Genomic DNA, 10,720 nt, shown 5'->3' on the forward strand with positions numbered 1-10,720 from the left:
GCCCCCCCCGCCCGGGGCGGGCCGGCCCCGGCGGGGGGGTGGGCGCCGGGGTGCGGGGCTGGGGGGGGCTTCGCCGCCGGCGTCTTCGCCGCGCTGGTCTTCGTCGCGGCGGTCTTCGTCGCGGCGGTCTTCGCCGCGCTCGGCTTCGCGGCAGGCTTCTTCGCCGGCGCCGCCGGCTTCTTCGCTGCAGGCATGACCAAAAGTTCCCCCTCCGTCAGGTCGCGTCCGGCAGGCCGATGCGCCGCAGGAACACCGCGCGCACCGCCTCCGCCATCGCGCGCATCTGTGTGCGCAGCCCCGCCTGGTCAACCGGCGGTTCCGCCATCTGCTTGCCGACCGCGGCGAGCAGCCCGCCGGCCACGGCCTCCGGCAGCGCCTCCTCGCCCCAGCGGCCGACGGTCAGGCGCAGATGCGCGAGGATGGCGCGCCACAGCCGGTCGGCCGCGGTCAGCGTCGCCGCCTCCGCCTCCGTCAGCAGCCCCGCCGCGGCCAGGTTGCGCAGCGCGGTGCGCGTGGTGGGCGACAGCACCGCGGGCAGGCGATGCGCATGCGCCACCTGCAGCGCCTGGGCGACGAACTCCGTCTCCACCAGGCCGCCCGGCATGAGCTTCACGTCCCACGGCCCCTCGGCCGGCAGGTCGCGCAGCATCCGCGCGCGCATCGCCCCCGCATCGGCCAGCACCTGCACGGGATCGGCCGGGCGCGTGCGCGCCGCCTTCAGCGCCGCCTCGACCTTCCTCCGCAGGCCCGGCGCGCCGGCGACGACACGCGCGCGGGTCAGCGCCATGCGTTCCCAGGTCCAGGCGCTTTCCGCCTGGTAGCGCGCGAAGCCGGCGAGCGAGACCGCGACCGGCCCCTTCGACCCCGAGGGGCGCAGCCGCATGTCCACCTCGAACAGCTTGCCCTCCGCGCCCGGCGAGGTCAGCGCCGCCACCACCTGGTTCGCCAGCCGGCCGAAATACTGGCTCGCCGGCAGTTGCTTCGCGCCGCCGGTGCTCTCCACCGCGTCCTCGGGGTGGTCGTAGACCAGGATCAGGTCGAGGTCGGAGGCCGGCAGCATGTCCCGCGCGCCGAGCTTGCCGAGCGCGACCACGCCGAGCGCGCCGCCCTTCACCTTGCCGTGGCGCTGCGCGAATTCCGCGGCGATGCGCGGCAGCAGCGCGGCGATGGCGGCGTCCGCCAGATCGCTGCGCGCCATGCCCGCCGCGTCCACGTCGAGCTGCCCTTCCAGCGCGGCCGCCTCGATCTCGAAGCGGCGTTCCGTCACCACGCGGCGCGTCGCGTCCAGCGCCTCCTCGAAGTAGCGCGCCTCCTTCACCAGCGCCGGCAGCGGCGCGGTGGCGTCGGTGTCGGCCGCCAGCGTGCCCGACAGCAGCGCATCCAGCGCCGCCGCGCTGTGCGCGACATGGTCCGCCAGCGCCGGCGCCGCGCCGAGCACGAAGGCAAGCCGGTCGAGCAGCGCGGGATTGCGGTGCAGCAGCGACAGCGCCTGCACGCCCGCCTGCATGCGGGCGAAGGCCGCGTCCAGCCGCAGCAGCGCCTGGTCGGGCTGCGGCTGCTTCGCGAAGGCGCCGAGCAGCGCGGGCATGATCTCGGTCAGCAACTCGCGCGCGCGCTCGCTGCGGGTCGCGCGGGTGCGGCCGTGATGCCAGCCGCGCACAACCGCGCCGACCGCCTGCGGGTTCTGGAAGCCCATGCGTCGCAGCGTCTCGATCGTCTCAGGGTCGTCCTCGACGCCGGTGAAGACCAGGCTGCCGCCGGCATCCCCGCCATTGGTGCCGAGGTCGGGTGCCGCCTCGAACAGGCCGGCATAGGCGCGCTCGACGCGCGTGAGGTGGCCGGTCAGCGCCGCGGCGAAGCTTTCGGGCGTGTCGAATCCGAGGAAGGAGGCGATGCGCGCGAGACCGGCCGCGTCCTCCGGCAGGCGGTGGGTCTGGCGGTCGGCGACCATCTGCAGCCGGTGCTCGACATTGCGCAGGAAGACATAGGCGTCGGCCATGTCGGCGGCGGTGCGCCGGTCGATCCGGCCGGCCGAGACCAGCGCGGCCAGCGCGCCGAGCGTCGTCGGGTCGCGCAGCGCCGGATCGCGCCCGCCCCAGATCAGCTGCAGCACCTGCGTGCTGAACTCGATCTCCCGGATTCCCCCCCGGCCGAGCTTCACGTCATGGCCTTCCACCTGCACCCGCGCATGTGCGCCGCGCGCGCCCTTGTGCGCGTGGATCTGGCGCTTGATGGAGTGGATGTCGGCCACGGCGGCGAAATCCAGGTGCCGGCGCCAGACGAAGGGGCGGATCTCGCGCAGGAAGCTCTCGCCCAGCGCGCGGTCGCCGGCCACCGGGCGCGCCTTGATCATCGCCGCCCGTTCCCAGTTCTGCCCCATGCTCTCGTAATAGGCGATGGCGGCAGGCAGCGAGACCGCCAGCGGCGTCGCCGCCGGGTCCGGGCGCAACCGCAGGTCGGTGCGGAAGACGTAGCCATCCTCCGTCCGGTCCTCCAGCAGCCTGACCAGGTCGCGAGCGAGACGAACGTAGATGGCGCCGGCCCGATCCGCGTCGTAGGCTGCCGCAAGCGGATCGTAGAGCACCATGAGGTCGATATCAGAGGAGTAGTTCAGCTCCCGCCCGCCGAGCTTGCCCATGCCGAGCACCACCAGCCCGGAGCCGCGCCCCGTCGCCCGCGGGTCGTGCCGTGCGCCGCCGCCGGCCAGCTTCAGCTCGCCGCGCGCCTGCGCCTCCCGCAGCAGATGCGCGCAGGCATAGTCGGTGCAGGCATCCGCAAGCTCCGAGAGCGCGCCGGTGACGCGGTCGAGCGGCCAGAGCCCGGCAAGGTCCGCTGCCGCCGCGATCAGCGCGGCCTGTCGCTTCGCCTGGCGCAGCAGCGCCGCGACCTGGGCGCGCCCGGCATCCGGGTCGGCGCGGCCGAGCGGGTCCACGGCAAGGGCGAAGGCCGCATCCGGGCCGCGTTCCGCCAGGCGCAGCAGCGTGGCCGACTCCCGCACCGCCAGGTCCGCGAGATAGCCGGAATGCCCGCCCATCGCCGCGAGCAGCGCGGCGCCCTCCGCACTCGCGGCGAAGGCCTGCTCGGCGGCGCCGCGCTCGGCGAAGCGCTGCGCCAGCTGCGCGGCCGCCTCGGCCTCGAAGGGCCGGGGCAGCCTTGCGGCGGCGATCTGCGGCGCGGCGGCGGGCGATGCCGCGGCCGCCTCTCGGGATCTCGGCATGGCAGGGGAGGGAAGGCGTGAGGCAGGCCGCCGGTCAAGTGGCGCGTGAGGCGCACCGGGCGGCGCATCTGCTGCTCGGTCTCTGCCTGCTGCTGCTGCTGGCGCTGGCGGTGCTGGGCTGGCGCCTGGCGCAGGGGCCGATCCCGCTCGATGTCCTCGCCCGCGCCATCGAGCAGTCGCTCAACACGCCGGATGCCGACGCGGATATCGACATCGGCCATGTCTCCCTCGCCTGGGAAGGGCTGCATGGGGCGGGCGCGACGCCGCTCGAGATCCGCCTGACCGGCGTGCGGCTGGTCGGCCGCGACGGCGCGGTCCGGGCGGAGCTGCCGGATGCGAGCGTCAGCCTCTCGCTCCCCTGGCTGCTGCGCGGGTCCGTGGCGCCGAGCCGGCTCGAGCTGCGCGGCCCCGTGCTGCGGCTGCGCCGCGACGAGGAAGGCCAGTTCTCGCTGCAGCTCGGCCCGCCCGGCGCGGCGCCGGAGGCGGCGACCGAGGAGGGCGGGGAAGCGCTGCGCGAAAGCCTCGCGGCGATGATGCGCCCGCCCGGGGAGGACACGCCGCTCGATGCGCTGCGCAACCTTGCCGTCACCGGCGCGCGGGTGACGGTGGAGGATGCGCAGCTCGGCGCCGTCTGGGCGATGGAGGATGTGGCGCTGCAGCTGCAGCGCCGCCCGGAGGGCGGCATCGCCGGCCGCGTCTCCGCGATGATGCAGCTGGGCGAGGCGCGCATCCCGGTCAACGGCACGGCTGTCGCCACCGGCCAGCCGGCGCAGGTGGATTTCCGCTTCGCCCTGCCGGCGCTCGGCACCCGCCAGCTTGCCGCGACCCTGCCGGGGCTGGAGCCGCTCGGCATGATGGACGCGCCGCTGCGCGGCGAGGTGCGTGGCCGCGTCAGCACCGACGGCACGGTGTGGGAGCTCGGCGTGACGGCGCAGGCCGGTGCCGGAAGGCTCGATCTCGCGCGGCTCGGTGCGGTGCCGATCGCCGGCGGCGAGGTGGACGTGCAGGTGCAGCCGCGCGGCGCCGTGCTGCGCCAGGTGCGGCTGCGCCTCGCCGGGCCGGAGGCGCCGACGCTGACCGCGACCGGCTCCGCGACGCGCCACGACGGCGGATGGAGCATGCAGGCGCGGCTCGGGCTCGATGCGCTGCCCGCCGCCGGGTTGCAGGCCTGGTGGCCGGAGGGCGTGGCGCCCGGCGCGCGCGACTGGGTGGTGGAGAACGTCACCGCCGGCACCGCGCGCAACGGCGCCTGGGAGATCGCCGCGGAGGCCACCGCCGACCTCTCCGATCTGCGGGTGACGGAGGCGCGCGGCGCGGTCGAGGTGGCGGATGCGACGGTGCACTGGCTGCGCCCGATCCCGCCCGCCGAAGGCGTGCGGGGACGGATCCTGTTCGGCCTGGATGCGGTGACGGTGGAGGCCACCGCCGCGCAGCAGTCCGGCACCGGCCTCGAGCTGCGCGAAGGCACGGTGCGCATCCTGCTGACGCCGGAAGACCAGGAAAGCGCGGAGATCGAGCTCTCCCTCGCCGGACCGGCCTCGGACGGGCTGGCCCTGCTGAAGCATCCGCGCCTCAAGCTGTTCGAGCAGCGGCCGCTGCCGGTGCAGAGCGCGCGCGGCACGCTGGAAGGTCGGCTCACCCTCGCCTTCCCGCTGCTGAACGACCTGCCGGTGGAGCAGATCCGCATCGGCGCGCAGGGCCGGCTGCGCGACCTGCGCGTGCCCGATGTCGCGCTGGGCCAGGCGCTGGAACGCGGCCAGTTCGAGGTGACGGTGGACACCGACGGGCTGCGCGCGACCGGCACGGGCAGCCTCGGGCAGATCCCGGCGCGGCTCGGCCTGCAGGCGGATTTCCGCCGTGGGCCTGCGAGCCAGGTGGTGCTGCGGGCCACCATGCAGGGGCGCACCACCGGCGCGCGGCTCGATGCGCTGGGCCTCAGCTACGAGGAGGTGCTGACCGGCCCGGTCGCGCTGGACCTGCGCTATCAGCAGCAACGCAGCGGCGCGACGCGCATCGATGTCCGCGCGGATCTGCGGGAGTCCACCCTCGCGCTCGAACCCTTCGGCTGGAGCAAGCCGCCGGGCCAGAATGCCGGCGCCGATTTGGTGCTGCGGCTGAACCGCGACGCGCTGCAGGCGATCGAGAGTTTTCGGGTGGAGGCGCCCTCGCTGCTGCTGCGCGGCAGCGCGCAATTCGGCCCCAGCGCGCAGCTGCAGCGCGTGGCAATCGCCGAGGGCCGTCTGGAGGCCAGCCGCTTCGCGGGCGAGGCGCGGCCGCCCGCACGCGCCGATGCGGCCTGGCAGATCGCGCTGCGCGGCGCGGCGCTGGATCTGCGGCGACAGCTGTCGCGGGAACAGGGGCATGACGCGCCGCACCAGGCCAGTGGCCCCGCCTTCGATGTCCAGGCGCGCTTCGAGCGCGTGCTCCTCGGCGAGCGTCGCGAGCTCGCGGCGGTGGAGGGGCAGGTGCAGGTGGACGGCCACGGCGTGCTGCGCGCCGGCCGCGTCACCGGGCGCGCCGGCCCGCACGGCCCCTTCGAGATGACGCTGCAGCCGCAGGCGCAGGGCCGGTCGCTGCGGCTGACCGCGCAGGACGGCGGCGCGCTGCTCGGCGCCTTCGACGTGCTGCGCCACATCGAGGGCGGCCGCCTGACCGTGACCGGCACCTATGCCTCCAACGCGCCCGGCGCGCCGCTCTCGGGCTCGGCGGAGATGGACGAGTTCGCGGTCCACAACGCGCCCGCCTTCGGCAAGCTGCTGCAGGCGATGACGCTGTTCGGCCTGGTCGAGGCGCTGTCCGGCCCGGGGCTGAACTTCGTGCGGCTGGTCGCGCCCTTCACGCTGACGCCGGATGCGCTGCAGCTCGAGGATGCGCGCGCCTTCTCGGCCTCGCTCGGCCTCACCGCGCGCGGCACGCTGGACCGGCGGCGCGACCGGCTGGCGATGGATGGCACCATCGTGCCGGCCTACATCCTGAATTCGCTGCTCGGCCACATCCCGCTGCTCGGCCGCATGTTCTCGCCCGAGCGCGGCGGCGGCGTCTTCGCCGCCACCTTCCGGCTGCGCGGGCCGATCGCCAACCCGGAAGTCAGCGTGAACCCCCTGGCGGCGCTCACCCCGGGCTTCCTGCGCGGCCTGTTCGACATCGGGCAGGGCAGCCCGCCGACGCCGCGCTGAGCGGCGTCACTTGCCGGGCGGCGGCTCCGGCTGGGCGCGCAGCGCTTCCTCGCTCAGCGTGCGGCGCATGAAGGTCGGCCAGAGCGCGCGTGGCGTGGCTGGCTCGCCCTGCGACGGCGCCGGCCGTTCTGGCCGGGCGGCATCGCCGCCTTCCGTGTCCCGCTGCAGCATGACCCGACCCTCGCTCGCCTTCGAAGGAGACCACAGCGTGCCAAAAACGGCCGAGCCGACGCAACGATCGGTTGCAGTCTGACGGAGACTTGACCTGCCGCGCGGCCGGCGCGAAGCCGGGCCGTTCCCGGGAGGATTTTCGCACCATGCGCATCACGCGCCGCCATGCCCTTGCCCTCGCCGCCTTGCCGGCAACCCTCGCCGCGCCCGCGGTCCGCGCCCAGGGTTCCGACCGGCCGATCCGGCTGGTCGTTCCGGCGCCGCCGGGCGGGCCGACCGACATCCTCGCCCGCGTCACCGGCGAGAAGGCCGCAGCCGCGCTCGGCCAGCCGGTGGTGGTGGACAACCGGCCGGGCGGCGGCGGCGTGATCGGATCGGAGGCGACCTTCCGCGCCGCGCCGGACGGGCTGACGGTGATGATCGGCCACAACCAGACGCATGCCTCCAACCAGGCGATGATGGCGCGCCTGCCCTTCAACGTGGTGGAGGGCTTCACCGCCATCGCCAAGCTCGGCACGGTCCACCACGCGACGGTGGTGCCGGCCGGTTCGCGGGCGCAGAGCATGGCCGAGCTGCAGGCGATGGGGCGCAATGGCGGGCGGCTGAACTACGCCTCCTCCCAGGCCGGCTCCGCCAGCCATGTGATCGCGGAGACCTTCGTGCGCCGCTCCGGGCTGGATGCGACGCATGTGCCCTTCAACGGCGCGGCGCCGGCGGCCACCGCGACGGTGGCGGGGCAGGTGGATTTCTACGTCTCCACCTTCCCGACCGTCGCCAACCTGATCCGCGACGGGCGGCTGCGTGCGCTCTCCGTCGGCGCGCCGCAGCGGCTGGCGGAATTCCCCGCCATCCCGACGACGGCGGAGGCCGGCGTGCCCTACATGGCGGTGGATGCCTGGTTCGGCCTGTTCGGCCCGGCCGGGCTGCCGGCGCCCGTGGCCGAGCGGCTCGCCACGGCCTTCCTGGGCGCGCTGCGGGATGCCGAGGCGCAGCGCCGCCTGGCCGCGGCCGGCTTCACGCTGGACCCGATGCCGCCCGCCGCCTTCGCCGCCTTCCAGCGCGCCGAGGTGGCGCGCTGGGCGGAGATGGTGCAGCTGACGGGCGTCACGCTCGGCGGGTGAGGAACAGCCGGGGCGGTCGATTTCGGCCGCCCCGGTCTCAGCTTCCGAGGCGGCGCAGGAAGGCGGCGTGGACGAAGCCGTCCGGGTTGCCGTCGCCCTCCAGGTCCACCATCCGCCAATCGCCCTGTTCGCGCAGCACGCGCAGCTTGCTGCCGGGCTTGAGCTTCGCGATCACCTTGAAGTCGGTGCCCGGCCCGCCGCGCAGGTTGAGCGTGTCGCGGGAGATCACCTCGAACTCGCCGAGGTCGTTGTCGGCCAGCGTGCCCGAGCCGGCCGCGCCGCCCAGGCCCTGGAAGCGCGCCATCGGGAAGGCCGGGCCGGGATCCTGCTTGCGGCCGGGCGAGATGTCGTCGTGCCCGACCACCTCCTGGATCGAGGGATAGGCCGCGCGGATCGCCAGGGTGAGTTCCGCCAGCGCCTTGAGTTGCGTATCCGGGAAGATCTCCCACGCCATCTCCGGCCCGCCATTGCGGTGCCGCGCGACGATGACCTGGCTGTCCGGCAGCACGCGGCCCAGCCCCTCCCGCGTCCAGCCGCCGGCGACGCGCTGGTCGAGCCAGCCGAGATTGGCGACCTCGATGCCGATGGAATGCCCGTTCAGCCCGTTGAAGCCACGCCAGCTCGACGGGCCGGCATGCAGCGCCTCGACATTGAACGGCACGGTCTGGATCACCGCGCCGTCGCGATCCACGAAGAGATGCGCCGACAGTCCGCGCCGCTCGATGGCCTGCACCGAGCCGAGCGCGGAGCCGCCGGCGGTGTAGTGCATCACCAGGAAGCGCGGCGTGATCTTGCCGCGCACATGCGGGCTGGCGTGGAAGGGAATGCCCTCGATCCGGTCCTTCACGATCTTCATGGCCCGTCTCCTCGCGCCGTGCTGGCGCGCGGGCACGCTACGGTGCGGTCAAGCGCGCATGCAAGTTGTGCCGGCGCCCCGCGCACGAGATGCGAACGGCGCCGTCAGCCCGCCTTCTCCCAGCCGCGCGCGCCCTGCTGCCAGTAGGTGAGCGCGTGGCCCGCCGCCTTCGCGTCCCGCCAGCGCGCGCGCGCGGCCTGCACCGCCGCCTCGTCGCCACCGTCGAAGAGGTCCAGCACGCGCTCGAAGCGGTCGAGCCGGGCGGAGGTCATGCCGTCCAGCAGGAAGAGGAAGCGCGCCGCGTTCGGCGCGCCCTCCTCCGCCGCGTCCTCCGTGGTGAGCCAGATCGGCTGCAGCGCGGCATGGCCGGTGAGCGGCGTGCCATGCGGCAGCCAGTCGGGATCGGTCGCGGTCCAGAGCGCGGCGTCCAGCGCCTCCATTCGCTCGCGGCTGCCGAGCAGCACCATCGCGCGCCCGCCCGCATCCAGCACGCGCCCGAGCAGCCGCGGCAGCGCGCGGTCCAGCGGCGTTCGGGTCAGGTGGTAGAAGCCGTATTCCGCCATGGCGTCAGGCGTGCAGCACGCGCAGGCCGAGATGCTGCTCCATCGCGTCGAAGTCGCGGTCGCGATGGAGCAGCCGGAAGCGATGCCGGATGCAGAAGGTGCCGATCAGCAGGTCGATCGTTTTCCGCACCGTCACGCCGCGGCCGCGCAGATGGCGGAAGTTGCGCGCCGCGGCGACGGCGAGCGTGTCGTCCACGACGGGCATGATCAGGAACTCCCGCAGCATCTCCTCCGTGCGTGCCGCGGCAGCTTCGCCAGCGACACCCTGCAACACCTCGCACAGCACGAGGTCGCCGACGACGATGGTCTGGCGGTCGAGGATGCGGTCGAGCAGCATGGCTTCCGGGCTCGGCGTGTCGCGCAGGAAGTCCACCCACACCGAGGTGTCCACCAGGATCAAGACCTGCGGCTCTGGTCCAGGTCGCCCTCCCAGGCGATCTTGCCGCGCAGTTCCCTGATGCGGGCCTGCCGTCGCAGCCGAAGCAAGGTGCGCAAGGCCTCGTCCACCGCCGCCCGCTTGGAGGGCAGGCCGGTTTCCTTCAGCACCTCCGCCATCAGGCGGTCGTCGATCTCGATATTGGTCCGCATGGCCGCACCGATGTGTAGGGCTGCGCCCAGATATGCACATCGCCGCCGCGCCGCTCAAGGCGCCGCTTACCGCGCAGCTCACGGCGCCACTTACCGCGCCGCTCACGGCGCCACTCACCGCGCCGCTCACGGCGCCACTCACCGCGCCGCTCACGGCGACGCGTGGTGGTCCTCCTCCTCGAAGCGCGCCGCCACCAGCGCGTCGAGCAGGCGCACGCCGAAGCCGGTCGGGCCGGCGGGGCCGAGCGGATGCGGGGCGTCCTGCGTGTCCACGCCGGCGATGTCGCAATGCGCCCAGGGCACGCCCTCGCCCACGAATTCGCGCAGGAAGGCCGCGGCATGGCAGGCATCGGGAAGGAAGCGCGCCGCCCAGCCGCCTTCCCCGCGCGCCGAGGGCACGCATTGGCGGATGTCGGCGATGTCGGAGGCGAGGTCGGTGCGGTGGCTCTCGCCGATCGGCATCGGCCACAGCCTCTCGCCCACCGCCTCGCCCGCCGCGGCCAGCGCCGCCGTCAGCGCCGCGTCGTTGCCGAACAGCCCCGCGCGATGATGCCCGAGCGCGGAGACGATCGCGCCGGTCAGCGTCGCGAGGTCCACCACGGCGCGCGGGCGGAAGCGATCCACCGCGTAGTGCAGCGCATCGGCCAGCACGAGGCGGCCTTCGGCATCGGTGTCCACCACCTCCACCGTGCGTCCCGACAGCGTGCGCAGCACGTCGGAGGGCCGGTAGCTCCCCGCATCCGTCGCGTTCTCGGCCAGCGCCAGCACCGCGACCGCAGGCGCCGGGCTGCGGCGCAGGGCGAGCGCCAGCATCGCGCCGGCGCAGGCGGCCGCACCCGCCATGTCCGCCCGCATCGTCTCCATCCCCTGCGCCGGCTTGATCGAGATCCCGCCGGTGTCGAAGACGAGGCCCTTGCCGACGAAGACGACCGGCGGCGCCGCGCTGCTGCCGCGCCCGCGCCGCCCCGCGCGCCAGGGCGGCGGGGGCCCGCCCGCGCCCCCCCCGCGCCGCGCGCCGCAGCCGGCGC

General features: G+C 74.6%; 10 protein-coding genes. 2 read left to right on the forward strand and 8 right to left on the reverse strand.

Translation table 11 applies throughout. The features are described 5' to 3' along the window. Together AC1MIR_RS05215 and AC1MIR_RS05220 are read right to left on the reverse strand one after the other, a co-directional pair. A partial coding sequence (locus AC1MIR_RS05215; protein ID WP_480027128.1) for a hypothetical protein occupies nt 1–194 on the reverse strand: 194 nt, incomplete at its 3' end. A gap of 20 nt (nt 195–214) precedes the next feature. Next, complete coding sequence (locus tag AC1MIR_RS05220; protein ID WP_480027129.1) at nt 215–3,217, reverse strand: bifunctional [glutamine synthetase] adenylyltransferase/[glutamine synthetase]-adenylyl-L-tyrosine phosphorylase; 3,003 nt, start codon at nt 3,215–3,217, stop codon at nt 215–217. A gap of 17 nt (nt 3,218–3,234) precedes the next feature. On the opposite strand from AC1MIR_RS05220, the gene AC1MIR_RS05225 reads away from it, so the two are divergent. Next, a complete protein-coding gene (locus AC1MIR_RS05225; RefSeq protein WP_480027130.1) occupies nt 3,235–6,393 on the forward strand; it encodes a YhdP family protein in 3,159 nt (1,052 codons plus the stop codon). Between the two features lie 6 nt (nt 6,394–6,399). Here the strand turns inward: AC1MIR_RS05225 and AC1MIR_RS05230 are convergent, their stop codons facing one another. Continuing rightward, nucleotides 6,400–6,564, reverse strand: coding sequence for a hypothetical protein (locus AC1MIR_RS05230; protein WP_480027131.1), 165 nt, complete (start codon nt 6,562–6,564; stop codon nt 6,400–6,402). Nucleotides 6,565–6,710: 146 nt separating this feature from the next. Here AC1MIR_RS05230 and AC1MIR_RS05235 point away from each other — a divergent pair, with 146 nt between their 5' ends. Beyond that, nucleotides 6,711–7,685 (forward strand): Bug family tripartite tricarboxylate transporter substrate binding protein, encoded by a 975-nt coding sequence (locus AC1MIR_RS05235; protein ID WP_480027132.1) that lies wholly within the window; start codon nt 6,711–6,713, stop codon nt 7,683–7,685. A 37-nt stretch (nt 7,686–7,722) separates the two neighbouring features. Here AC1MIR_RS05235 and AC1MIR_RS05240 read toward each other — a convergent pair whose 3' ends face one another. The 5 genes from AC1MIR_RS05240 to AC1MIR_RS05260 all read right to left on the reverse strand — a co-directional run. Further along, on the reverse strand, nt 7,723–8,541 hold the full coding sequence (locus AC1MIR_RS05240) for an N-acetylmuramoyl-L-alanine amidase (protein ID WP_480027133.1): 819 nt from the start codon (nt 8,539–8,541) through the stop codon (nt 7,723–7,725). 104 nt (nt 8,542–8,645) lie between these two features. Continuing rightward, nucleotides 8,646–9,104: a DNA polymerase III subunit chi gene (locus AC1MIR_RS05245; RefSeq protein WP_480027134.1), complete on the reverse strand. Its 459-nt coding sequence runs from the start codon at nt 9,102–9,104 to the stop codon at nt 8,646–8,648. A 4-nt stretch (nt 9,105–9,108) separates the two neighbouring features. Then, on the reverse strand, nt 9,109–9,495 hold the full coding sequence (gene vapC, locus AC1MIR_RS05250) for a type II toxin-antitoxin system VapC family toxin (RefSeq protein WP_480028709.1): 387 nt from the start codon (nt 9,493–9,495) through the stop codon (nt 9,109–9,111). Nucleotides 9,496–9,500: 5 nt separating this feature from the next. Continuing rightward, the gene (locus AC1MIR_RS05255; protein WP_480027135.1) at nt 9,501–9,692 is read right to left on the reverse strand and encodes a type II toxin-antitoxin system VapB family antitoxin; all 192 of its coding nucleotides are present in this window, start codon (nt 9,690–9,692) and stop codon (nt 9,501–9,503) included. Nucleotides 9,693–9,842: 150 nt separating this feature from the next. After that, the coding region (locus tag AC1MIR_RS05260) for a leucyl aminopeptidase family protein (RefSeq protein WP_480027136.1) at nt 9,843–10,720 on the reverse strand (878 nt) is incomplete at its 5' end.

It is taken from the genome of Falsiroseomonas sp. RANM36 (genome assembly GCF_056682175.1).

Excerpts from the sequence above, each read along its gene's own strand:
- AC1MIR_RS05220 (WP_480027129.1), bottom strand. The coding sequence starts at position 3,217 with ATGCCGAGATCCCGAGAGGCGGCCGCGGCATCGCCCGCCGCCGCGCCG.
- AC1MIR_RS05230 (WP_480027131.1), bottom strand. The coding sequence starts at position 6,564 with ATGCTGCAGCGGGACACGGAAGGCGGCGATGCCGCCCGGCCAGAACGG.
- AC1MIR_RS05235 (WP_480027132.1), top strand. The coding sequence starts at position 6,711 with ATGCGCATCACGCGCCGCCATGCCCTTGCCCTCGCCGCCTTGCCGGCA.
- AC1MIR_RS05240 (WP_480027133.1), bottom strand. The coding sequence starts at position 8,541 with ATGAAGATCGTGAAGGACCGGATCGAGGGCATTCCCTTCCACGCCAGC.
- AC1MIR_RS05245 (WP_480027134.1), bottom strand. The coding sequence starts at position 9,104 with ATGGCGGAATACGGCTTCTACCACCTGACCCGAACGCCGCTGGACCGC.
- AC1MIR_RS05255 (WP_480027135.1), bottom strand. The coding sequence starts at position 9,692 with ATGCGGACCAATATCGAGATCGACGACCGCCTGATGGCGGAGGTGCTG.